Source organism: Armatimonadota bacterium (genome assembly GCA_031460175.1).
Lineage (GTDB): Bacteria > Sysuimicrobiota > Sysuimicrobiia > Sysuimicrobiales > Sysuimicrobiaceae > Sysuimicrobium > Sysuimicrobium tengchongense.
In genome coordinates, this window is record JAVKGW010000002.1 from 196,196 (window position 1) to 219,609 (window position 23,414).

The following is a 23,414-nucleotide window of genomic DNA, read 5'->3' on the forward strand; positions in this document are numbered from 1 at the left end:
CCCTAATTCCCCGCGCCATTGTATACCGGCCGGGAGAGAAAGGGGCTCTCGGGGTCCACGAACCGCCAGGGGCGGTCCCGAGCACGCCGGATTCCGATGCGCGGGGTGGTGAGAAGGCGGCGGGGGGGAATTCCCGCGGCAAGGTAGAGGGGGCCTGGCTGCGTGAGATCCGCTCCATGATGGGAGAGATCGATGCCGAAGGCCTGGGTGAGGCGGCCCGGACCGCTACACAGGAGCCGTACCTCCTCCACACCCCGGAGCCGCCGCATGACCTCCAGCCCCTCCATGGGCTCCGCGGCTCGCAGGAGCACGGCCCCGGGTTTGCCCTCCGGCTCCGTGACCACGTTGATGCAATGGTGGTTGCCGTACGTGAAGTACACGTAGGCGATCCCCGGAGGGCCCCACATGATGGCGCTGCGGGCGGTACGGCGGTAGGCGTGGCTTGCGGGATCCTCCGGTCCCAGATACGCCTCCACCTCCACGAGGCGCCCCACCAGCCGCACGCCCTCGGGAAGGAGGCGCACCAGGAGGGCTCCCACCAGTTCCGGCGCCACCTCCAGGGTGGGGCGGGCGAAGAAGGGGCGGGGAAGGGGACGGAGGGAACGTCCCGGGATCATCCGGAGCGCTTCCCGCGGGCGGCAGGACGTTTGCGGCCCAAGACCTCCAGGAGCTTCCGAAGCGGCAGGGTGTTCACCACGTCCTTCGCCTCTGCCCATCCCCGGCGGGCGGTGCCCACGCCCAGCTCCATGTGCCGGAGCTGTGCAGGGCTGTGGGCGTCCGTATTGATGCAGAGCAGCACTCCGTGCTCTCTGGCCAGTCGCACGTGCACGTCCTTCAGATCCAGCCGCTCCGGAGCCGCGTTCACCTCCAGGATGGTGCCGGTCCTGCGGGCCGCTTCCACCAGCCGCTCCACGTCTACGGAGTATGGGTCCCGCTGCTGGACAAGCCGGCCCGTGGGGTGCCCGAGGATGGTCACGTAGGGGTTGTGCATGGCCCGCACGATGCGCTCCGTCATGGCGCGAGCCTCCATGCGGAAGTGCGTGTGCACGGAGGCCACCACCACGTCCAGATCCGCCAGGACCTCATCGGGGTAGTCCAGGGACCCATCCGGGAGGATGTCCACCTCGGAGCCGATGAGGACCGTGATCCCCTCCAGCCGTTCGCTGAGCCGTCGCACGTCCCGGATATGCCGCCGGAGATCCTCCACCGTCACCCCGCCTGCGAACTTCAGGCTCTGGGAGTGATCCGTGATGCAGATGTACTCGTAGCCCATCTCCCGGGCGGCCCGGGCCATCTCCTCCACCGTGGCGGCCCCGTCGCTCCACCGGGTGTGCATGTGGAGGTCGCCCCGGATGTCCCGAAGGGTCACCAGGTCCGGAAGCTCCCCCCGTTCCGCGGCCTCCAGTTCCCCCTGATCCTCGCGCAGCTCCGGCGGGATCCAGGGAAGTCCCACCGCGGCGTACACCTCTTCCTCCGTCCGGCCCGCGATGCGCCGCTCTCCCCGGAAGACCCCGTACTCGTTGATCTTGAGGCCCATCCGCACGGCCCGCTCCCGCAGTCGGATGTTGTGCTCCTTGCTTCCCGTGAAGTACTGCAGGGCCGCGCCGAAGGAGACCGGCTCCACCACCCGCAGGTCTGCCTGGACCCCCACCCGGAGCAACACGCTGCTCCGGGTGGAGCCGTGCGACAGCACCTCCCCCACCTCCGGCATCCGCACGAAGGCCTCCATGGCCTCTTCTGGGGCGCTGCTGGTCACGAGGATGTCGATGTCGCCGATGGTGTCCTTCATGCGGCGGAGACTCCCGGCCACGTGGATCTCACGGACGGACGGCAGCCTCTGCAACCGTGCCACGATCTCCTGAGCGTAGGGCCGCACGGTTCCCAGCGGGAGCCGCTTTCCCGCCCGGCGCACCTGCTCGATCCCCCGCAGGATGTTCTCCACCGTCTTCTGGCCCATCCGGGGAAGGCCCGATAACCTCCCGGACCGTGCGGCCTGTTCCAGCTCCTCGAGGGTGGTGATCCCCAGGTGCCGGTAGAGGAGCATGGCGGTCTTCGGCCCCAGCCCCGGGATCCGCAGGAGGGTGGTGATGCCCGCGGGGAGCTCCCGCAACAGGTCCCCGTGATAGGCGATCTTCCCCGTGCGGAGGTATTCCTGGATCTTCTCCGCGATGCTCTTCCCGACCCCGGGGATCTCTTCCAGGGCTCCACGGGCCGCCAGTTCCTCCACGTCCTCCGTCAGGCTCTCCAGGGCCCGGGCCGCCCGGCGGTACGCGTTTACCCGGAAGGGGCTCTCTCCTTTCAGCTCCAGCAGGTCCGCGATCTCGTTGAGCAGGGACGCCAGCTCCAGGTTCTTCATTCAGAAGGACTCCCCCCCGGGCCCCAGCTCCGGGATCCTCCAGGGAAGGACGGTGTTGAGGCTCCGCACCGCAGCCGCCTCCCAGCTGGCTATGGAGGGCGCGAGCACGGATCGCTCTACATCCGGACGTACCGCGGCCCGGAAGGGCGCGGCCAGCAGGAACACCAGGAAGACCATGGAGAGCACGGCTCCTTTCAGCACCCCCACAATCCCCCCCAGAAGGATCCGGATCCCGGTGGCCGCCTTGCGACCCGCTATGGCCGCGGTGAGATAGTTGCCCACCACCACGAGCACCACCAGCATCGCCAGAAAGGTCAAGGTCGCCGCCCAGTCCGGCCAGGGGAAGTCCCGGCCGAAGAGGGCCTCCGCCACGGCCTTGTAGAACCGGCTCGTGAGCCCGAAGGCGAGGGCCAGAAAGCACGTCTCGAGCAGGGTCCTGAGCGGACCCCGCTGAAGCCCCGAGAGGATCATGAGCAAGGTCAGGGCGAGGATGATCCAGTCCACCCACGTCATGCCGCTCCCTCCACCGCAGGATTCGCGGCACCGCGGGGAGTTCCTGCGTTCTACGCGCCCCGGATCCGGGCTCCGAACCGCTGTCGCAGCCCCTGGCGGATCCCTTCCAGGACCGCCTCCACCTCCCGGGCCTCCAGGGTGCGGTCCGGGGATCGGAACCGGAGGGAGAAGGCGATGCTTTTGTGGCCCGCAGGGACCTGGGGTCCCGTGTACACATCGAAGGGCTCCACCGCCTCCAGCACCGGCCCTCCCGACCTCCGGATCTCCTCCACGAGTTCCGCCGCGGTCACCCCCTCCCGCACCACCACCGCGAGGTCCCGATCCACCGCGGGGTAGCGGGGGAGGGGGCGGAGCTGCGGAGGTCGGGTGTGCGCGAGCAGGGGCATGAGGGCCACCTCTGCCACATACGCCCTTCCCCGCAGGTCATAGGCCTCCGCCACCTGTGGGTGCACCTCCCCCATCCATCCGATCCGCTCTCTTCCAATCCACAGGGAGGCGGCGCGGTAGGGGTGGAGCCACGGAGCGGATTCCGGCACGAGACGCCAATCGGGAATGTGGAGCTCCTCCAGGAGGGTCTCCAGGACCCCCTTCAGGTGGTAGAAGGTGGTCTCCCCGAACTCCTCCGGGAGGTTCCAGCGACCCAGGAGCACCCGGCCCATGCGGGCGATCCCCACCACCTTGCGCTCCTCCCACCCCTCCCCGGAGGGAAAGTACACCCGGCCGATCTCGAAGATGTGCACGTCCGGGATTCCCCGGGCGCGGTTCGTGCGCAGGACCTCGAGGAGGGACGGAAGGAGCGTGGTGCGGAGGTGTGTGTGTTCCTCGGTAAGGGGGTTCAGGAGCCTGGGGGCCTTCCGGAGCGGGTGGTCCGGCGGAATCCGGACGCGATCCAGGTCCCGGGGGTGGAGGAGGGAAAGGGTGAACACCTCCGTGAGGCCGCCGCGCAGCAGCGTCTCCCGCACCTCCCGCTCCCGCGCGAGCTCCTCGGGGAGCCTTCCCACTCCCATCTCAGCCACGGGCATGGTCTCCGGGATCCGGTCGTAGCCCCACAACCGGGCGACCTCCTCGATGAGGTCCTCCTCCCGCTCCACGTCCCGGCGGTGGGAGGGAACCCGAACCAGGGCGCGGTCCTCCAGGCTCTCCAGATCGAATCCCAGCCGTCTGAGGATTTCCTCGGCCTCCTCCCGGGGAATCTCGGCCCCTAACACCCTCCGGAGGCGCCCGTACCGCAAGGCCACCACCCGGGGTGATTCCGGGTTGGGGTAAACGTCCACCTCGCCGCGTAGGACCCGGCCCCCGCAATAGCGGCGCATGAGCTCCGCGGCGCGGGCGGCGGCAACCCGCACGCGCTCCGGATCACCCCCCCGCTCGTGTCGGGTGCTCGCCTCCGTACGCAATCCCACGGCCCGGGCCGTGCGGCGCACCGCCACGGGGTTGAACCACGCGGACTCCAGCAGCACCCGCCGGGAAGTGGGCCGGATCTCGGTGTCCGCGCCCCCCATGATCCCGCCCAGGGCCACGGGTCGCTCCGCGTCCGCGATCACGAGCGCCCCTTCCGGCAGCACCCGCTCCACCCCGTCCAGGGTCACGAGCCGCTCTCCCGCTCGGGCGGCCCGCACCACGATCCTGCCGCCCAAGATCCCCTCGTAATCGAAGGCGTGGAGGGGCTGACCCAGCTCCAGCATCACGTAGTTGGTGATGTCCACCACGTTGTTGATGCTGCGGATCCCGCACTTCTCCAAGCGGTCCGCCATCCACCGGGGGGCCGGGCCGACCTGGACCTCCACGATCACCCGGGCCACGTACCGGTAGCAGAGGTCGGGATCCTCGAACGTCACGGAGGCCAGGGTCTGGGCCGGAGGATCCTCTTCCTCCAGGGCCACGGAGGGGACCAACAGCTCCCCACCCGTGGCGGCCGCCACTTCCCGGGCGATCCCCACCATCCCCAACCAGTCGGGCCGGTTCGTGGTGGTCTCCAGGTCGAACACCCAGTCGTCCCCCCACCGCTCCACGGCCTCCACGCCCAGCCCCAGCATGGGGAACCGCTCCACCCATGCCTCGGGGTCGAGGGGGTCTGAGGTGCGCACCAGTTCCCGGAGCCAGGTCCACGGAACCCGCATCCCGCCCTCCTAGAACTGGTTCAAGAACCGCAGGTCGTTCTCCCAGAAGAGGCGGATGTCCCCGATGCCGTAGCGGACCATGGCCGGCCGCTCCACGCCGAGCCCGAAGGCGAAGGCGGTGTACCGCTCGGGATCGATCCCCGAGAATTCGAGAACCCGGGGGTGGAACATCCCGCATCCTCCGATCTCCAGCCACCGGCCGCCGAAATACACCGCGATCTCCGCGCTGGGCTCCGTGAAGGGGAAGTAGGAGGGCTGGAAGCGGACCCGGGTCTGGGGCCCCCACATCTCCCGCGCGAACCGGGAGAGCACCCCTTTGAGGTCCGAGAACCGCACGCCTTCGTCCACCAGGAAGCCGTCCACTTGGTGGAACACGGGCGCGTGGGTGGCATCGAGGGCATCCCGGCGGTAGCACCGGCCGATGCTCACCACCCGGAGGGGAGGCCTGCGCACCGCCATCACCCGCACGTCCACCGCGGTGACCTGGGTCCGCAGGAGGTGCTCACGGTCCAGGTAGAAGGAGTCCTGCATGTCCCGGGCGGGGTGGTCCTCCGGGATGTTCAGTCGGCGGAAGTTGAACTCCTCCGTCTCGATCTCCGGTCCCTCCACCACCTCGAATCCCATGGACCGGAAGATCTCCAGGATCTCCTGAATGGTCCGGCCCAGGACGTGCGGCCGTCCCGGGATGGGGCGGCGGCCGGGAAGGGTGACGTCTATGGCCTCCGCGCGAAGCCGATGTTCCAGGGCGAGCGCCCGGACCACCTCCGCCCGAGCTTCCAGCTGGGCCACGAGCCACGCCTTGGTCTCGTTCAGGAGGGCACCCACCCGGGCCCGCTCCTCCGGAGGAAGACTTCCAAGACCCCGCAACAGCTGGGTAAGCCGCCCCCGCTTGCCGAGATATCGGCGCCGGACGGCCTCCACGGCCTCCGGGCTTTCGGCCCGCTGGATCTCCTGCCCAGCCTCCTCCCGCAGGGTCCGGATCTCCTGCTCCACGCTTTCTCCCCCGGACGTGCGCGGTCTTCTGAAGTATATCAGGGGCAGGATGACCTCAGCCACCGCGCCGGGCCTCGTACAGAAGCACGGCCGCCGCGGCCACCACGTTTAGGGATTCCGCCCTGCCGTAGATCGGGATCCGAACCCGGGAGGAAAGGGGCCAGGGATGGCGGGGCCCGCTCCCCTCACTGCCCAACACGAGGGCCACGGGAGGCGTGTAGTCTGCCTCCCGGTAATCCACCTCCCCCCTCGGGTCCGCCACATACACCCGCCCCTCCCGCACTTCCTCCGGCGTGGCCCGCGCAATGGGAAGCGCAAAGCAGGAACCCGCGCTCGCGCGGACGGCCCTCGGGTGGAAGGGATCCACGGTCCCCTCGAGCACGGCCAGGGCGTCAAACCCCGCGGCGTCCGCGGTGCGGATTAGGGCCCCGAGGTTTCCCGGATCCTGGATCCCGTCCGCCACCACGAGCCGGGACCACCGGAGGGCAGAGAGGGAGCGTACCTCGGGGATCCGGACCACCGCGCATACGGGTTGGGGGGTCTCCACGTCCGCCAGGGCCTCGATCACCCGCGGCCCCACCCGGAGTATCCGCACCCCCGTGCGCTGAGCCAGGCGCTCCAGCTCCGGCAGGGGTTCTGCCACCAGGAGTTCCTCCACCCGTCCCCCCACCCGGAGAACGGTCTCCACGAGCCGGATCCCGCTCACCACCAACCGGCCTTGGGCCCACCGCTCCCGCCGACGGGCCAGGGCCCGGAGTTCCCGGATGTGCGGGTTCTTGGGGCTGGTGATCACCCCGGACGGGCCGTGGCGCTGCGGACGATCTCCGCGAATGCCTGGGGATCCCGAACCGCCAGATCCGCCAGGACCTTGCGGTTCAGGGCGATGCCGTTCTGGCGCAGGGCATGCATGAGCCGGCTGTACGACAGGCCGTGCTGGCGGGCAGCCGCGTTGATGCGGACGATCCACAGGCGTCGGAAATCTCGCTTGCGCTGCCGGCGATCCCGGTACGCGTTGCGGAGGGCCCGCATCACGTACTGGTTTGCCAGCTTGAACCACCGGCTCTTCTTGCCCCAGTAGCCCTTGGCGAGCTTGAGGATCTTCTTGTGGCGGCGGCGTACGGTCTTTCCCCGCTTCACCCTCGGCATGTTCCGCTCCCCTCACTCCAGATCGTACGGGATCAGGGCCCGGATGCGCCTCGTGTCCTGGGGTGCCACCGGCACCTCCTGGGCGAGGCTGCGCAGCCGCCGGGCCCGTTTCTTCTCCTTCAGATGCCCTCCGCCCTGACGCCGGCGGAGGAGCCTGCCGCTTCCCGTTACCTTGATCCGCTTGCGCGTGCCCTGATGGGTCTTGGCCTTGGGCATCCTCCAGCCTCCTCACCGCCGGGCCGGGTTGTACACCACCACCATGTTTCGCCCCTCCATGGAGGGGGGGCGCTCCACGGTGGCGATGGGCGAGACGTACTCCGTGAGCCGGTCCAGGATCATGCGACCCAGCTCCGGGTGCACCGCCTCCCGGCCCCGGAACCACATCTCCACCTTCACCTTGTGCCCTTCCTGCAGGAAGTTGTAGACCATCTTCGCCTTCGTCTGGAAATCGTGATCTCCGATCTTCGGGGTCATCCGGATCCGTTTCAACTCCATGATCCGGGTCTTGCGGTGCGCCTCCCGGTCCCGCTTGCTCTGCTCGTACTTGTACTTCCCGTAGTCCATGATCCTGACCACGGGCGGATCCGCCTGAGGCGCGACCTCCACCAGATCCAACCCCGCCTCCCGGGCCCGCTGCAGGGCCACGTGGATGGGAACGATCCCGAGATTCTCTCCGCCCGGCCCGATCAGCCGGACCTCATGTGCTCGAATCCGTTCGTTCACCCGGGGTTCCCGATGGATGCTCTCCCCTCCCTCTCTTGGGGCATCCTCGGAGGATGCCCCCATGATCCCGGTAAAATGAAAGCGGGCAGCAGAAGCCGCCCGCAAGATGTGTCCCGCGCGGAATCTCCCTGTCCCATCACGCGGGCATGGGATCCCCGTCGCGGAAGGAATCGCCAGGCTTCTGCGCGCACCCGAGCCGCGATCACCCTAACATGGGCGTGGAGGTCCGTCAAGCCAGGTCACGGCCGTCCCTCTGGGAGGCGATGGGGCGCGTTGTGCTGGGCTGGCTCGAGGAGCTGGGCGCGGGAACGCTGCTCCTCCTGCGGGTCCTCGGGGCCCTTGCCCGCTTCCGGTGGGAGGGCCGGGAGACCCTCCGCCAGATGGACCGGGCGGGCGTGGAGTCCATCCCCCTGGTCCTGCTCACCGGGACCTTTTCCGGCATGGTCCTCGCCTTCCAGACCGCCCGGCAGCTCCTGGCCATGGGAGCCGAAGGGTTCGTGGGGGGACTTGTGGCGGTGTCCATGGCCCGGGAGGCGGCTCCCGTGTTCACCGCGGTCACCGTGGCGGGCCGGGTGGGGGCAGGGTTCGCCGCGGAACTGGGCACCATGAAGGTCACGGAGCAGGTGGACGCCCTGGAGGTCATGGCCACGGATCCCGTGGAGTACCTGGTGCTGCCCCGGGTGACGGCCCTGGTGGGGATGTTGCCCGTCCTGGTCCTCCTGGCGAACGCGGTGGGCGGATTGGGGGGCTATGTGGTCGCGGTCCTCGCGGGGGTGCCGGGGAGCATGTACCTGAGCTCCGTGCGGGAGTTCCTGGACTTCACGGATGTGCTCAAGGGGCTCGGAAAGGCTGCGGCCTTTGGGGCGGCCACCGGCCTCGTGGCCTGCACCAAGGGGCTGCGGGCCTCCGGCGGCGCGGAGGGGGTGGGGCGGGCCACCACGGGCAGCGTGGTGACCGCCATCGTGCTCCTCCTCGTCCTCAACTACTTCCTGGACCTCCTGCTGTTCTGAGCGGTGGAGCCATGATCCTGGAGGGTCGCATCGAGGTGGTAGACCTCCACAAATCCTTCGGAACGCAAGCGGTGCTGCGGGGCATCTCGCTCGTGGTGGAGCCCGGAGAGTCCGTGGCCATCCTGGGGCCCAGCGGTGCTGGCAAGAGCGTGCTCCTCAAGCACATGGTGGGCCTCCTGCAGCCGGATCTGGGCGAGGTCCGGATTGACGGGCACCCGGTGCACACCCTGCGCGGCCCGCAGCTGGGTGCCCTGCGCATGCAGATGGGGATGGTCTTCCAGGGTTCCGCCCTCCTTGACTCGCTCACCGTGGGGGAGAACGTGGCGTTCCCCCTTCGCCGCCACCGCCGGATGGACGAGGGTACCCTCCAGGAAAAGGTCCTGGAGAAGTTGAAGCTGGTGGGCATGGAAGGCGCGAAGGATCGGATGCCGGCGGAACTCTCGGGAGGCATGCGCAAGCGGGTGGGCATCGCCCGGGCCCTGGCGCTGGAGCCCCGCATCCTCCTCTACGACGAGCCCACGGCAGGACTCGACCCGGTCACCGCCCGCGCGGTGGACGAACTCATCCTCCGTGTCCAGAAGCAGACCGGGACCACCACGGTGCTGGTCACCCACGACCTCCTGACCGCCTTGCGGGTGGCCCAGCGCATCGCGGTGCTGGACGGAGGCCGGTTCATCCTCGTGGGCCCTCCGGAGACCCTCTGGCGGTCGGATCACCCTCTGGTGGTGGAGTTCCTCCGCGCGAGCCGACTGCCCACCCGCCCTGAAGAGGAGGGAAGGTCATGAAGCCGGAAGCCCGGGTCGGGCTCGCGGTCCTGCTAGGTCTTTTGCTGCTGGGAGCCCTGGCGGGATTCCTGGGACGGATTCCGCTCTTCGAACGAGGGTATGAATTCACCGTGGTGTTCGAGAGCGCGGAAGGGCTCGGTCCCGGCACTCCCGTCCGCATGGCCGGGGTGCCGGTGGGGGAGGTGCGCGCCCTCCGCCTCACCCCCGATCACCGGGCCGCGGTGCGGGTACGCGTCCGGCCCGAGATCCGTATCCCCGCGGGATCCCGGTTCCAGATCGCCAGCAGCACCTTGCTGGGAAACCGTTACCTGGCCATCCTCCCCTCCGGGGAAGCTGAATCCATCCCGCCGGAGGCGGTGGTCCCGGGAGACCGGGCCTTCACCGTGGAGGACCTCTACCGGAGGGTGGAGGCTCTCGCGAGGGAGGTGGAGACGGCGGTGCGGGATGTGCGCCGCCTCGTGCGATCCGCCCAGGGCGTGGTAGAGCGTCTGGATCGGACCGTGGGCGCCGTTCAGGAGACGGTGGCCGATCCCCGGCTCCGGGCCCGACTGATCCGAACCGCGGAGCACCTGGAGGGCGCGGGCCGGTCCGTGGAGCGGACGACCAGGCACGTGGAGAGGGTGGCGGAGGAGGTCGGGACGGAGGTCACCCAGGCCGCCCGCAGCCTGAGGGACTTCGCGCGGGACCTCCGGGCCACCGCCCAGGAGATCCGCCGGTTCACGGAGGACGTCACCGCCCGGGGGGAAACCGCCTCCCGGATCCGCCGTTCCGTGGCCTCCGCGGAGGAGGCCATCCTCGCCGCCCAGCGCACCGCGGCCAGCGTGGAGCGGACCGCCCGGCGCGTGGAGGAGATGAGCCGCGATCTCCAGGAGGGGCTCATCAACGAGGCACGGCTGCGGGAGGCCCGGGGAGTTCTCGCAGACGCGCGCACGGCCGCCCGCCGGGTGGACGAAGTGATGGGCAAGATCGAGCGGACCGTGGAGGGTTTCACCCCCATCCTGCAGCGGGTCCAGGAGGGGATCCTTCTCCTCCCCAACCTGCACGTCACCTACGCGGTGTGGTACAACACCCGGACCCAGCTCCGCCACGATCTCGACCTCTGGGTGACCCCGGGAGAGGGCCGCTCTTACCGGTTGGGGATCCACGACGTGGGACGGGAGAACCTGCTGCAGCTCCAGGCGGGGTTCCGCCTCACGGATGCCCTGGCGTGGCGGGTGGGGCTTGTGGATTCCCAAGTGGGCATGGGACTCGACTACCAAGGTGAAGGGGGGTGGCGGGTTGCCCTGGACCTCACGAACTTCAACCGCCCCACCCTCCACCTCTCCCTTTACCACGCGGTCCAGCCCGCCTTGGCCATCGGCCTGCACCTGCGGGACGTGCTCCGGGAGCCCTCGTACGGGATCGGCCTGCGGTACCGGTTCTAAAACAGAAAAGCCCCGGGACCGTGGAAGGTCCCGAGGCAAGCACGAGCGCTCGGGGAAGCGTTACCGCTTCTTCTTCGCGCTCTTCTTCGCCGTGGACTTGGCGGAGGTCTTCTTGGCGGTGGCCTTCTTGCTGGCCGCCTTCTTCGCCGCCATGGCTCGGCTACCTCCTTTCCGTTTGGTTTGTAAGAAGTATACGCAGGGAGTGCGAGAATTCCTCCTCCCTTTTCGCAAATTCGTTCGGGATTTCACGCGAAGGCCTGGACCCGTCGGAAGGCTTCCACCGCCCAGGCCACGTCCTCATCCGAGATGTGCCGGTGGGTGACGAGCCGGATCTCATGCGGGGAGAGGGCAAAGCAGAGAACGCCCTGGGCCGCGAGCCGGGCGACGAGCGCGCGGGCATCCCCTTCCACCCGCACCAGGACGATGTTCGTGTCCACCTGGTCCGGATCCACCTCCACGCCGGGGAGGCGGGAGAGTCCCCTGGCCAGCGCCTTGGCCCGTCGGTGATCCTCCGCGAGGCGGTCCACCATCTCCTGGAGGGCCACGATTCCCGCGGCGGCCAGCACCCCCGCCTGCCGCATCCCGCCGCCCACCACCTGCCGCCAGCGCCGCGCACGCTCGATGAAGGATTTGTCGCCACACAGCACGGAGCCCACGGGTGCGCTCAGTCCCTTGGAGAGGGAGAACATCACGGAGTCCACCGGCTCCGCCAGAGCCCTCGCGGGGACTCCCAGGGCCACCGCGGCGTTGAAGATGCGGGCCCCGTCCAGATGCACCGCGAGCCCCGCCCGGTGGGCGGCGGCGGTGGTGGCCGCGATGCGATCCGGGGAGAGGACCACGCCTCCCGCCCGGTTGTGGGTGTTCTCCAGGCACACGAGGCGCGGAGGCGGGGAGTGGGAACCTGCGGGGTGCAAGGCCGCTTGCAGGGCCTCCGGGGAGATCCAGCCGCGCTCGCCCCGGATGGGACGCAGGGCGGCTCCCGCGAGCGCGCTGAGGCCTTGGCGCTCGTGCTCGTAGACGTGCGCGGTGGCCTCGCACAGCACCTCGTCTCCCCGCTGGGTGTGCGTGAGCACGGCCACCAGGTTCGCCATGGTGCCGCTCGTGCAGAACAGGGCCGCCTCCTTTCCCATCCGCTCCGCGGCGAGCTCCTCCAGAGCACGCACGGTGGGGTCTTCCCCGTACACGTCATCCCCCACTTGGGCCTGCGCCATGGCCTCCCGCATCCGCTCCGTGGGCTGGGTGACGGTGTCGCTGCGCAGGTCCACCTCCCGCATTCTCCCTCACTCCTGGGGTTCCGGGGCTCGGGCCGCCTGGTACATTCCGATCCCCCGCCCCGCGATGGCGGAGGCGAGGTACCCGAGGAGGAAGAGGAAGAGGGCGCGCACCAACAGGGCCAGGACCAGGTTGAGATCCGGCCCCTGTTGCGGGGCCGGGGAGGTGAGCCGGCTCAGGGCGCCGGCCGCCAGCTCCGCGTACGCGGAGTAGAAGACGTAGATGAGCAGGAGTACCCCCACCACGAACACCACCATGCCCAGGATGCGGCCCGGCGGGTCCGCGGTGCTCCTTCCTCCCGGCATCGCCTCACCTCCTGCCGATTGGGGTTTCGCGGCTCATCGCGCCTCCACCCGGGCCCGATCCAGGGCGTTCGGGCAGAGGGGACAGGTGTTGTCCTCGGGCAGCCGCGTGATGGCCTCCAGGATGAGCGCGCGCAGCTTTGCGTTGTTCGCCGAGAACATGCGCATCACCTCCTCCGCGCTCACGGGCTCCACGTCCGCCCTCCCCTCCAGGCCCACGTCGTAGTCCGTGACCAGGGAGATGTTCACGTAGCAGATTCCCAGCTCCCGGCTCAGGATGGCCTCCGGATACTGGGTCATGTTGATCACCTCCCACCCCTGCGCCTGGAACCAACGGCTCTCCGCCCGGGTGCTGAACCTGGGCCCCTGGATCACCACCACGGTCCCCCGCTCGTGCAGGGGAAGCCCCTGCTCCCGGGCCACCTCCGCCACCAGCTTCCGCAGGGTGGGGCAGTAGGGATCCGCGGCGCTCACGTGCGTGGTGATGGGACCGTCGTAGAAGGTGTCCGCCCGCCCCCGGGTGCGGTCCACGAACTGATCGCACAGCACGAAGTCCCCGGGCCGGATGTGGGGCTGGAGGCTGCCGACCGCACAGGGCCCGAAAATCCACCGCACGCCCAGCTCCCGCATGGCCCACAGGTTCGCCCGGTAGTTGATGCGGTGGGGCGGGATGCTGTGGTCCCGGCCGTGCCGGGGCAGGAACGCCACGCGCTTGGTGCCCACCTGTCCGATGGTCACCGCGTCGCTGGGAGGACCGTAGGGCGTCTCCACCCGGTACTCCTCCACCTCTTCCAGGAGCTGGTAGAACCCCGAACCTCCGAACACGCCCACATCCGCGCGAACCGCCCTCATGCTTCCTCCTGCTCATCCCTGGATTGCCTCAGCCGGGCGATGTACAGGCGCGTGAGCGCCTCCGTGGAGGCCGGCAGAGGCTCCTCCGGGAACCTCCACCGATCCGCCTCCTCGTACGCCCGGTCCTCTTCCTGCCTCCCCGACCCGCGGAGGCGGGAGGCCATCCACCGCCACGCGGCCTGGAGGGCGGGGATCCGGCGGATGGCCACTTCCCCCAAGAGGAGGCCGAGGGCGACCCCCACCAGCAGGTCTGCGAGATTCCGGCGGGTCTGGGCGGAAGGGTCCCGCCGGAGGGCCTCCGCGGGGTGCCGTACCACCTGTCCTCCCGTCACCTCCGCGATCCGTTCCAGAAGGGACGTCCCGTCGGAACCATACCGCAGCTCCGGCGAGTAGGGGAGCACCACGGGGACCGTGGAGGACCCCACCCTCCGCCCGTCGAGGAAGGCGGAAACCCCAAGGGCGTAGGTCCCGGGCCCGGGGAGCCGGACGCGCGCCTCGTACCACCCGGGCCCGGCCTGCATGAACCGGATCCGCTGCGTCTCCCGTCCCACCAGGGTGCCCGTCACCGTGAGTCCGTCGAGTGGGTTGCCCTCCGCGTCCCGGGCGTCCACCACCGCCTCCAAGGCAGCGCCCCTTAAGTTTACCCGCACGTCCAGGGGCTCCATGTGGGATCGCATCGCCCACCGGACTGCCCGGGACCAGAAGGCGGCGAAGTACGGCCACTGCCGCCACTCCACCGCCCACCGAACCCCCGTATCCGAGGTGAAGGCCACTGCCCGCCCCAACCCGTACCGCCAGGAGGCGAGGAGAGGATCCCGATATGGGGAGAGGAGGTAGACCTGGCTTGCGGGTTTCGGGGAGGTCGCCACGTATCCCCGCAGGGGAGGGACTGCGGGAATCCCGGGGAGAAGGGCGGTGTCGGTTTGCCGTGGGACAAACCGCTCCTCCACGAGGTAGGCCCGGCGGGTGAGGGTGACCTCCGCGGTCAGAAGCTGCGGGACGGTGTAGGGATCCCGGGCATGGTAGTGCCGGCCTCCCCCCCACTCCGCGAGCCGGCGCATGAAGGGGACGTCCGCATCCCGGCCCACAGAAACCGCGGTAAGGGTGATCCCTGCCCCGCGCATGCGGAGGGCGAGGCCCTGGAAATCCCCGGGATCCGTCTGGCCATCGGAGAGGACGATGACGTGTCTCACCCGGGCCCGAACCTCCCTGAGGGCTTCTGCCGCGGCCCGCAGGGCCGGCCACATGTCCGTTCCTCCGCCCGTGCGCAGCCGGGCCACCCGCTCTCCGATCCGATCCCGATCCCGGGCCGGGGTGAGGGGGACCAGCCACCGGTACTCCTGGTCGAAGGCGATGATCCCGATGAGATCCTGCTCCCCGAGGAAGTCGAGGACGCTCCGAGCCGCTTCCTTCGCGAGCTCCACCTTGGCGGGCTCGTTGCTGAGGCCCGCCATGCTGGCGGAGGTGTCCAGCACCAGGACCACGGCCGCGTGCACGAGCCCCACCCGGTGTCGGACATCTGCGGAGACGGGCAGCGCCTCCTCCAGCGGGGTTCCCGCGTAGCCTCCGGGCCCGTACGCGTGTGGCCCTCCCGCGACGACCAGTCCTCCCCCCAGGGAAGCCACGTACGCGCGCAGGGCCTCCATCTGGGCCCGGGAGAGCCGGTGGGCGGGGACATCGTCCAGGACGACGGCCTCGTACCGTGCCAGAGAGGCGGCGTTGCCCGGAAGCCGCTCCGGACTCGCCTCTTCCACCCGCAGGCCTTGAGCCCGAAGGACCCCGGGAAGGTCCCCGGACCCTACGTACAGGACCTCGGGCACCCCGTGCCCCCGGACGAACGCCTCCGCCACGTTGTTCTCCAGAACCCCGTCCTGCTCGGGAAACAGGTCGGCCCGGAGGGGAAGCCACCCGCTCGGGGCGCTCACGGTGAACGGTACCGCCGTCCACCCCTGGGTCAGCCGGACCTCCTTGCGGGCCACCCGGCGTCCCCCGGCTGCGAGTTCCAGGCGGGCCCGCTGCGGCCGGGAGGACCAGAGGAGGACCTGGATCTCGAACCGCTCCCCTGCCCGAACCTCCGCGGGCGTCAGGAGATCCTCGATGCGCGCCCCGTCCCGGTCGAAGGCGGACCGCAACGGCACGACGAAGATGGGCACCCCGGCCGCGGCCACACGACGCGCGGCCTCCATCGCTTTGCCCCGCAGATCCAGCCCATCGCTCAGAAGCACGAGCCGCCGACCGCCCTCTTCCGGGAGGGCGGCGAGCGCGAGGTCCAGGGCAGCCCCGATGTCCGTGTCCGCGGGATCCGGACGGGAGGCAGGAGAGGGGTCGAATCGCTCCGTGGGCGCCTGCTCGACCACGGCCCTCCCGCCAAAGGTCACGAGGCCGAGCCGGTCGCCCGGTTGTCGGAACCTGGTGGCAGCCGCGAGGAACCGCTCGGCCCGCACGGCCTCCTCCGGAAGAAGGCTGTCGGATCGGTCCAGGACGAACACCACGGAGATGGGTCCCCCGGGAACGGCAACCTGTGTTCCCGCGAGGGCCAGCACCACGCATCCCAGGGCCACCATCCGGAGGGCGGGGCCGACCCGGAAAGGGCGGGAAGCCCGCCACAGGAGGGGGAGGAGAAGGAGCAGGAGCAAGGCGGCGGGAGAGGAGAAGCGGATCACCGTTTCCCCCCAGGAGCCGCAGAACCCCGCTGTCTCAGGAAGAGCGCCCACTCCCCCACCAGGAGCCCCAACAGGACCCACAGGAACTCCCGGGAGAGGTCGCGGCCTCCTGCACGGGTCTCCTCGGGCCTGAAGGAAGGAAGGGAAGCCGTGGGGGGAGGCGCGAGGGGACGCCGCTCCGCCGCGGGCTGCACCGCGACCGTACGCACCGTCCCAGAGCCCGTCCTCAGGCGGTAGATGCCCGCGCGATCCAGAGGCGGGGTGCGGAACACGCCGGCCACGGCCAGCAGGCGCCGTGGGCCCAAGGGCCCCTCAAGCCAGGCTTCGGGATGCCCCCCCGCGGGAAAGGTGAGGACCTCCCCGGCCTGCACCACGGACCGGCTCGGACCGCCCAACCAGTCGAGGACGTTGGACAGGAAGATGGGGAACGCGGGCCGAAGGCCGAGGTCCGAGCCCGTAAGATCGAAGGCGAGCAGCACTACCCGGTGGGTTCCCGACTCGTACGCCCACACCAAAGGGCCGGCTCCTTCCGCCAGCACCTCCCCGGCCCGGGTCTCCAGGGCTAAGGCGTCCCGGATCCGCACCTCCGAAAGGTCCACGAACCGGAGGAGGGAATGCGTCCGGTGGAAGCGGACCACCCGCGGTTCCCGGACGATTCCGGCCACCTGCACCGGAAGGTTTTTGGGGACGGTGCGGACCAGGAGCGCGTTGCCGGGCGGGAGCGCCCGCACGGGGACCCGGTCCACGATGACCACGTCGGAGGGGGGCCATTGCCATGGATCCGGAGAGTCGGTCCGCGCCACCTCCCGCACCCCCATGGCCCGCAGGGCCTCCAGGAAGAACGCGGGGGAGCGGCCCACCACCAGCACGGTGGGGAGGGGACGTCTCCCCAGGGCGATCCGTCGGTCGTCCGCGGGCAGGTCGTCTCGGCCGAGCAGGCGTCCCTCCACCACCTCCCCTTCCGGCACGTCGAGCCGCACCACCCGCTCCCCTCCCGCGGCAAGATCCACCGGAGCCCGCCACACCTCCTTCCCGTCCACCCACACTCCAAGGGGGACGTGCGAGGGTGCGGAGGTGTCGTTGCGAACCCGGAGGACCACCCGTAGCCGGCCAGGCCCCCGGGGGTAGGCAAGGATCTCGACGAGCCCCAGGTTGCGGGCAGCTCCGCCGAAGAGGTGCGCCACGGCTCCGGGAACCGGCCGGTCCGAGAAGACGTGGACTTCCAAGGAGCGGCCCGGCCGGGCGAGGGCCCGCGCCAACTGAACCGCACCTTCTAGATCCGCCTCTCCGTCCGTGGGCTCCAGCTCCCTGAGGGCCCTGAGGGCCTCGGAGGGAGGGCCGAGCGGGCGGATCAGGCGGGGCGTGCGGGCGGCGCCCAGAAGGGCCGCGGCGTGGCCGGGTCCCACCCTTGCCAGGAGCTCCTGGGCCCCGCGGCGGGCCGCCTCGAACCGGCTGGGCGGGAGATCCCGGGTTTGCATGCTCAGGGAGAGATCCATCACCACCGCCACATCCGCCCCTACGCCGCCGGGGAGGAGGAGGCGGGGGCGCGCGAGAGCGAGGGAGGCGGCGCAGACCGCCAGGATCTGCAGCAGCAGGAGGAGGTTGCGCTCGAGTCGCCGGACCGGCCGGCGCACCAGCAGCTCCCTGGCCGAGCGTTGCCAGAGGAGCAGGCTGGGAACCACCACCTCCGTGCGCCGGGGCCGTAGGAGGTACAGGAGCACCAGGAAGGGAATGCTCGCCAGCCACCACAGGGCAGAAGGATTTTGAAGCGTCATCCCCGCACCAGTCCCGCGGCCCGCATGTAGCGCAGCACCAGCTCCCGCACCGGCACACGGGTGGTGGTCCGGAGGTAGGCGATCCCGTGCCGGAAGCAGAACTGCCGGCACGCCTCCAGGAACCCGTCCCGGGCTCGCACGAAGGCCTCCAGGCTCTCCCGGGAACTCGTCCACTCCAGGACGGACCCCGTCTCCGCATCCACCAGCCGCAGCTCTCCCCGGAGGGTTGGGAAGAGCTCCTCCTCGCTGAGGATCTGGACGAGGAACGTCTCGAACCGTCCGTAGCGCAGCCGTCTCAGCGCTTCCTCGTAGCCCGCGGGGTCCAGAAGATCCGTGAGCAGGATCGCCACGCCCCGACGCCGGGTGCGGGCGGTGTAGTCCGCGAGGGCGGAGGCCAGGGCCGTGGGACCTTCCGGCCGGACCTGCTCCAGGAAGGAGAAGAGGGTGTGTGCGTACTGCCGACCCCGGCGGGGCGGAAGCACCTGGATGCGGCGGCCCTGCAGGACCACCACGCCCACCCGTTCCAGGTTCACCAGGGAGATGTACCCCAGAGCCGCCGCCAGTTGCTTCGCATAGTCCATCTTGGTCGGGGAGCCGAACCCCATGGAAGCGCTCGCGTCCAGAAGGAGGTGGACGTCAAGGTCCTCCTCCGTGGTGGTGAGCTTCACGAACAGCCGGTCCAGACGGGCGTACGCGTTCCAGTCCACGAACCGGTAGTCGTCGCCCACCTGGTAGGAGCGGTAGTCCGCGAACTCCACCCCGCGGCCCACGAGCGCGCTGGGCCGATCCCCGCCGGACCGGCTGCGGACCCGCCGGCGCACGAGGAGGGTGAGGCGCTCCAGCTCGCGGAGGAAGTCGGGATCCAGCAGGAGGGCGCTCACGGCGTCGGGAGGGACTCCGCGGGCTCGAGCTCGGGGGTGTGGGCGAGGACGTCCCGAAGGATCCGGTCCGGATCCACCCCCTCTGCCTCGCCCTCGAAGTTCAGGAGGATCCGATGCCGCAGGGCCGGCAGCACCACGGACCGGATGTCCTCCGCGCTCACGTGGGCCCGGCCCGCCGCGAGGGCCCGTACCTTTGCGCCGAGGAGGATGGCCTGGGCTCCCCGGGGGCTGCTGCCGTACCGCACGAACCGGGAGACGAGGGCAGAGCAGCGGGGGCTCGTCGGGTGGGTGGCCTCCACCAAGCGGGCCACGTAGCCGAGGAGATGCGGAGCCACCGCCACCTCCCGTACCAGGGCCTGCATGGCCAGTACGGTGGCGCCGTCCGCCACGGGCTCGGCTTCCGAGAGGACCGCCCCCGTGGTACGATCGAGGATCTCCACGAGGGAGTCCACATCCGGATACGGGACGCGCAGCTTGAAGAAGAACCGGTCCAGCTGGGCCTCGGGAAGCGGATACGTTCCCTCCATCTCGATGGGGTTCTGGGTGGCGAGCACGAAGAAGGGACGCTCAAGAGGGTAGGACACTCCGGAGACGGTCACCGCCAGCTCCTGCATGGCCTCCAGCAGGGCGGACTGGGTTTTGGGCGTGGCCCGGTTGATCTCGTCCGCGAGCACCAGCTGGCTGAACACGGGCCCGGGCTGGAAGGTGAAGTGCCGGCGGCCATCCTCATCCGTCACGAGGACGTTGGTGCCCACGATGTCCGCGGGCATGAGGTCCGGGGTGAACTGAATCCGCGAGAACCGCAGATTCAGCACGCGGGCCACGGTCTTCACGAGGAGCGTCTTGCCCACACCCGGAACCCCTTCCAGGAGCACGTGTCCCCCCGCGAACAGAGCCACGAGGACGAGCTCCACCAGCTCCTCGTGGCCCACCATCACCTTCCCGACCTCTGACCGGATCCTCCGATAGAGGTGCTGAAACTCGTGGATCTCCAACCTCATTCCCTCCGTCGTCCGAGCTCCAGGAAGTACCGCCCCACCAGATCCCGATACGGCCCGGGGATCCGTTCGCGGGCCATGGCCTCGTCCAACCGCCGCACCACCAGGGGGGAGACGTGGACGGGAGCGGTCCGAGGCGGGTTTCGCACGCCCGTACCCGGCACCTCTACGAGGGTAGGCTTTCCCCTTCCGGGGCTCCCCTGAAGGCGCTCTTGCCTGAGCCCGGTCCCCAGCCGCCCCGTGGGCTCCCCCAGTTTCTCCCGCACGCTCCCCTGCCCGGCCCGAAGTCCCTCGTCCGGGCCCTCCGTGAGCCCCCCCGGTCTCGGCCCAGGGCGCTCCCTGGCCCGCCCGGCGCCCGCGGGGGATGCGGGGAAGGGAACGGCTCCCGTCACGATGTCCCGCTCCTCCATCGCGGTGTGGGTCTCCGTCGGTGCCTGGATGCGTTGGAGGGTCGCCTCCGTCTCCCGCGCCAGCATCCGCAGGGTTTCGACCTCCGAGACCAGGCGTTGCACCTCCCGGAGGTCCTCCCGGGCCTGACCAAGAGCCTGGAGGGCGGAGGGCCCATCCGATCGTCGCACGGCTTGGCGGGCTCTCCGGAGGGAGGCCCGGACGGGCGGAGGGAGATCCCGGCTGTGGACCAGGTCCCGGAGGGCTTCCTCGATCCGCCGCCGCTCTTGAGGGGAGGGGGCAGTGCTCAACCGTAGCTGGAGAGCTTCCAAGCTCTGGATGCGCTGGTCCAAAGCCTCCCGGGAGGGCAGCCGAGGAACATTGGCTTCCTCCCTGAGCAGCTCCTCGGCTTGAGAGCGGGCACCCTCCACCTGGCGCACCAGCGCCTGCAACCGCCCCACCGCCTCGTGCCGCGTGGCCCGTCCCTGCCGCAGGGTCCGGGCCACCTGCCGAGCCCGCTCCGCCTGCTCCGCCGCGCGCGACAGCCTCTGCGCCCGCGCCCTCTCCCCGATCTGTCCCACCCTCTGTTCCAGTCGCCGGCTTTCCGCCCGGACGACCTCCTGCACCCGGCGGGCAGGAGTCCCCGGGAGGGTGACCCCTCCCAGCAGCAGGTCCCAGATCAACAGCCCAGTAGCCAGCACGAGAACCCGGGGATCCAGGGCCGTCCGGATGGGGACGGCGCGGCGTGCGTCCGCACGGAGGAGGGCTTGAGTCGCCTCCTCCAGCACCTGGTCCCGGAACCGGGAACGGACCCGGCCCATGGCGATGCCGAGGGCCGTCGTCAACCGGTCCTCCAGCCCGCAGGTCCGGTCTAGGAGGTGGGCCGCGTAGTACAACGAGGGAACGAAGAGGAGGCGGCCCACGAGGAGGCTCACGAGGGCCGCGAGGGCACTCCCCCCGAAGATCCACCCCAGCCGCACCTCCAAGGGGAAGGCCAGGGAGAGGGCCCGGACGGCGATCCCCCACCCGAGTCCGCCCAGGCTCACCACGCTGGCCAGCCGCACGGCCCGCTGCCACGCCATGCGGCTCCGGGCGTGGTGCAGGGGCCGGAAGGCCAAGGTGCTCAAGGACTCCTCCGGAGGCGCTCCACCTGTCGGGCGCACAGCCAGAACACCGCCGTGCCCACCACCGTCCATTCCCCGACCCACAGGAGCCGGACGGTCCCGGGGGCAGAGGGATGCACAGCCTGGAGGGAGGAGGGACTGGCCCACAAAAACAGAGAGCCCAGGACCCCACCCACCACAGTCCAGACCGCGAGGGACCGGAGGAGGTCGTTCTCCACCACGCCCCCCAGCCAGGTCCCAATCCCCGCAAAGGCCCATCCCACCGGGACCGCCGCCACCACCTGGCCCGCGGCCGCCGTCCAGGGGAGGGCCCGTAGACCCGCGAGGAACGCGAGGGCGGGCAGGGCCAGAAAGGAGAGGAGGAGGGCATACAGGAACCCGGCAAGGGCCTTGCCCCGGGCGATCTCGCGGGCAGGGAAGAAGGCGGTGGCCAGATCCGGCAGCCCCTTTTCGCCCGGGATCGCGACCTCCCCGCTCGTCACCGCCACGCACAGGAAACTCACCGCGGCGAGGAAGATCCAGGAGGCCACGCCGAGGGCGGGCTGATCCGCGCTTCCATCGGGAGCGGTGCCGAACAGGGCGAGGAGGTGGAGGACCGCAAGCCACACGGCGAGCACGGCCACGCCCTTCGCGGTCGTGAGCCGGGCACGGAGGTCACCCCGTGCCACCGCCATCATCGCAGGCCCGCCACGAGAACCACCCAGCCGCCGCCCGACTCCGCGAGCAGAACCGGGTGGAAACCTATTATAGCATCCCAGGCGGGGACCATCCGACGCCCTTCCTGGATCCCGGGGCGGGTGCCGTCCACGGGTCGCCACGCTCCGGGATCCAGGGGCGTGCGCCCCTCCCGGAGGCCAGAGAACTCGATCTCCCGGCCCTTCCACACCAGCCAGCTCCTCCCCAGGCGACCTCCTCGGAGGTCGAGCCAGCGGCCTTGTCTATCTACCTCCGCCGAGAGTTCTTCCCCGGAGACGCGCTCCCACCGGAGGAAGAGGGGTTGGGCGGGCTGCTGGTGAAGGCGTACCCGGACCCCTTCTGTGTCCTCCCAGACGTCCGCTTCCAGAAAGCTGCCCTGGAAGAGGACGGAGGAGCCCGGAGGAAACACGGCGGATACGGGTCCCCCGTAGGCGGAGCGGTGGCTTGCGACGCCGTACGTCCAAGCGATCCCCTCCACCACCACCGTCACCCACCTGCGATCCGGAAGGGTCACCTGGCGGCGCACCTCCGCGGCCAGCAGGAGAAGCCCGGCGGTGGCGACGCCGACCGCCACGGGGATCCCGATCCATCCCCCCGGGTGCCGCGCCCCTGCCCGGAGCGCGAGGAAGAGGGCAAGCCATGTGCCCGCAAGCCCCAAGGCCACAAGCCCGAAGGGCGGGCGCGGCCGGGCCGCTTCCAGTGGGCTCCACTCCACGGACCTGCGGGGGGGTCTAGCTCTTGGGTCTTCCGGCCAGGGGTCTGCGGGATCCCAGAGCTGGACGCTTCCAAGTCCGACAGGGGAGCTGGCCACCGCCCGTAGCCAGACTCCCAGGGGGCCGGAGGGGCGAAAAGTCCGCTCCAGCAGGACCCGACCTCCGTGCAGGACCCAGGCCTTGAGGGCGTCCTGCTGTCGCTGGTTCAGCTCGCGTTCCTCCAGGGTCCGGATCGCCAGAGCGTCGAGGGAGGTGTAGGCCAGTGGGTCTTCCGGGAGATCCCGCTCCCGCACCACGACCGCGGTGCGCCGGCCGGGATCCGCAAGGCGGCCCGGGCCCCGCCCCTCCTGGTCCACCACCGCCACCAGGCCTTGTGCTATCCGCTGGGAGGACACCCTCACAGCGGTGCGGACAACGGTTCGCCCCTCCGTCTCCAGGGAGATCCCCACCGGAGCCCGGAGATCCAGGAGGGGGAGGGTCAGCAGGAACCCCCTCGGGGAATTGCCCGGAAGGTGAACCGGGCGGCGGTAGCGCAGCCGGCTCCCGGAGCCCGCGGAGATCTCCACCACCACCCACCCGTCCAGGGGTGAGGACGACCGAAGGAGGACGAGGACGGGATGCCAGAAGCCGGGACGCACCCATCCCTCCCATCCCACCCGTGCCTGCAGGCGGGCGGAGGCA

22 protein-coding genes are annotated in these 23,414 nt (G+C 70.3%); 3 read left to right on the top strand and 19 right to left on the bottom strand.

What is annotated here, in order from left to right; genetic code table 11:
- Nucleotides 1–2 precede the first annotated feature (2 nt).
- The 9 genes from QN206_03705 to infC are packed head-to-tail and all read right to left on the bottom strand — an operon-like array spanning nucleotide 3 to nucleotide 7,851.
- Nucleotides 3–617 (bottom strand): DNA-3-methyladenine glycosylase, encoded by a 615-nt coding sequence (locus tag QN206_03705; protein MDR7613909.1) that lies wholly within the window; start codon nucleotides 615–617, stop codon nucleotides 3–5.
- Nucleotides 614–2,356, bottom strand: a complete 1,743-nt coding sequence (gene polX / locus QN206_03710) for a DNA polymerase/3'-5' exonuclease PolX (protein ID MDR7613910.1) — start codon at nucleotides 2,354–2,356, stop codon at nucleotides 614–616. Before polX ends, QN206_03705 begins: the two co-directional genes overlap by 4 nt.
- Nucleotides 2,357–2,869, bottom strand: a complete 513-nt coding sequence (locus QN206_03715; protein MDR7613911.1) for a CvpA family protein — start codon at nucleotides 2,867–2,869, stop codon at nucleotides 2,357–2,359.
- 50 nt (nucleotides 2,870–2,919) lie between these two features.
- Nucleotides 2,920–4,989: a phenylalanine--tRNA ligase subunit beta gene (gene pheT, locus QN206_03720; protein ID MDR7613912.1), complete on the bottom strand. Its 2,070-nt coding sequence runs from the start codon at nucleotides 4,987–4,989 to the stop codon at nucleotides 2,920–2,922.
- A 9-nt stretch (nucleotides 4,990–4,998) separates the two neighbouring features.
- Nucleotides 4,999–5,982: a phenylalanine--tRNA ligase subunit alpha gene (gene pheS / locus QN206_03725; GenBank protein ID MDR7613913.1), complete on the bottom strand. Its 984-nt coding sequence runs from the start codon at nucleotides 5,980–5,982 to the stop codon at nucleotides 4,999–5,001.
- 55 nt (nucleotides 5,983–6,037) lie between these two features.
- Entirely contained in the window at nucleotides 6,038–6,775 is a 738-nt protein-coding gene (locus QN206_03730) for an RNA methyltransferase (GenBank protein ID MDR7613914.1), read from the bottom strand.
- Nucleotides 6,772–7,128, bottom strand: a complete 357-nt coding sequence (gene rplT / locus QN206_03735) for a 50S ribosomal protein L20 (protein ID MDR7613915.1) — start codon at nucleotides 7,126–7,128, stop codon at nucleotides 6,772–6,774. Before rplT ends, QN206_03730 begins: the two co-directional genes overlap by 4 nt.
- A gap of 12 nt (nucleotides 7,129–7,140) precedes the next feature.
- Entirely contained in the window at nucleotides 7,141–7,344 is a 204-nt protein-coding gene (rpmI, locus tag QN206_03740) for a 50S ribosomal protein L35 (protein MDR7613916.1), read from the bottom strand.
- A 12-nt stretch (nucleotides 7,345–7,356) separates the two neighbouring features.
- Nucleotides 7,357–7,851, bottom strand: coding sequence for a translation initiation factor IF-3 (infC, locus tag QN206_03745; GenBank protein ID MDR7613917.1), 495 nt, complete (start codon nucleotides 7,849–7,851; stop codon nucleotides 7,357–7,359).
- A 263-nt stretch (nucleotides 7,852–8,114) separates the two neighbouring features.
- Between infC and QN206_03750 the strand changes: the two genes are divergently transcribed.
- From QN206_03750 to QN206_03760, 3 genes are read left to right on the top strand one after another with little or no spacing between them, the layout of a single operon-like run.
- Nucleotides 8,115–8,861, top strand: coding sequence for an ABC transporter permease (locus tag QN206_03750; protein MDR7613918.1), 747 nt, complete (start codon nucleotides 8,115–8,117; stop codon nucleotides 8,859–8,861).
- Nucleotides 8,862–8,872: 11 nt separating this feature from the next.
- Nucleotides 8,873–9,646, top strand: a complete 774-nt coding sequence (locus QN206_03755; GenBank protein MDR7613919.1) for an ABC transporter ATP-binding protein — start codon at nucleotides 8,873–8,875, stop codon at nucleotides 9,644–9,646.
- Nucleotides 9,643–11,070, top strand: a complete 1,428-nt coding sequence (locus QN206_03760) for an MlaD family protein (protein ID MDR7613920.1) — start codon at nucleotides 9,643–9,645, stop codon at nucleotides 11,068–11,070. Before QN206_03755 ends, QN206_03760 begins: the two co-directional genes overlap by 4 nt.
- 245 nt (nucleotides 11,071–11,315) lie before the next feature.
- Here QN206_03760 and QN206_03765 read toward each other — a convergent pair whose 3' ends face one another.
- The 10 genes from QN206_03765 to QN206_03810 are packed head-to-tail and all read right to left on the bottom strand — an operon-like array spanning nucleotide 11,316 to nucleotide 23,371.
- On the bottom strand, nucleotides 11,316–12,344 hold the full coding sequence (locus QN206_03765) for a GntG family PLP-dependent aldolase (protein ID MDR7613921.1): 1,029 nt from the start codon (nucleotides 12,342–12,344) through the stop codon (nucleotides 11,316–11,318).
- Nucleotides 12,345–12,350: 6 nt separating this feature from the next.
- Nucleotides 12,351–12,647 carry a hypothetical protein gene (locus QN206_03770; GenBank protein ID MDR7613922.1) on the bottom strand — a complete coding sequence of 99 codons (297 nt, stop codon included), beginning with the start codon at nucleotides 12,645–12,647 and terminating at the stop codon, nucleotides 12,351–12,353.
- Nucleotides 12,648–12,680: 33 nt separating this feature from the next.
- Nucleotides 12,681–13,496, bottom strand: a complete 816-nt coding sequence (locus QN206_03775) for an S-methyl-5'-thioadenosine phosphorylase (GenBank protein MDR7613923.1) — start codon at nucleotides 13,494–13,496, stop codon at nucleotides 12,681–12,683.
- Nucleotides 13,493–16,159 (bottom strand): VWA domain-containing protein, encoded by a 2,667-nt coding sequence (locus tag QN206_03780; GenBank protein ID MDR7613924.1) that lies wholly within the window; start codon nucleotides 16,157–16,159, stop codon nucleotides 13,493–13,495. Before QN206_03780 ends, QN206_03775 begins: the two co-directional genes overlap by 4 nt.
- Nucleotides 16,156–17,934, bottom strand: coding sequence for a BatA and WFA domain-containing protein (locus QN206_03785; GenBank protein MDR7613925.1), 1,779 nt, complete (start codon nucleotides 17,932–17,934; stop codon nucleotides 16,156–16,158). Before QN206_03785 ends, QN206_03780 begins: the two co-directional genes overlap by 4 nt.
- Nucleotides 17,931–18,815, bottom strand: a complete 885-nt coding sequence (locus QN206_03790; GenBank protein MDR7613926.1) for a DUF58 domain-containing protein — start codon at nucleotides 18,813–18,815, stop codon at nucleotides 17,931–17,933. Before QN206_03790 ends, QN206_03785 begins: the two co-directional genes overlap by 4 nt.
- Nucleotides 18,812–19,816: a MoxR family ATPase gene (locus QN206_03795; GenBank protein MDR7613927.1), complete on the bottom strand. Its 1,005-nt coding sequence runs from the start codon at nucleotides 19,814–19,816 to the stop codon at nucleotides 18,812–18,814. Before QN206_03795 ends, QN206_03790 begins: the two co-directional genes overlap by 4 nt.
- On the bottom strand, nucleotides 19,813–21,327 hold the full coding sequence (locus QN206_03800) for a hypothetical protein (protein ID MDR7613928.1): 1,515 nt from the start codon (nucleotides 21,325–21,327) through the stop codon (nucleotides 19,813–19,815). Before QN206_03800 ends, QN206_03795 begins: the two co-directional genes overlap by 4 nt.
- The gene (locus QN206_03805; GenBank protein ID MDR7613929.1) at nucleotides 21,324–22,001 is read right to left on the bottom strand and encodes a hypothetical protein; all 678 of its coding nucleotides are present in this window, start codon (nucleotides 21,999–22,001) and stop codon (nucleotides 21,324–21,326) included. Before QN206_03805 ends, QN206_03800 begins: the two co-directional genes overlap by 4 nt.
- Nucleotides 21,998–23,371, bottom strand: coding sequence for a hypothetical protein (locus QN206_03810; protein ID MDR7613930.1), 1,374 nt, complete (start codon nucleotides 23,369–23,371; stop codon nucleotides 21,998–22,000). The genes QN206_03805 and QN206_03810 overlap by 4 nt, the downstream gene beginning before the upstream one ends.
- Nucleotides 23,372–23,414 lie beyond the last annotated feature (43 nt).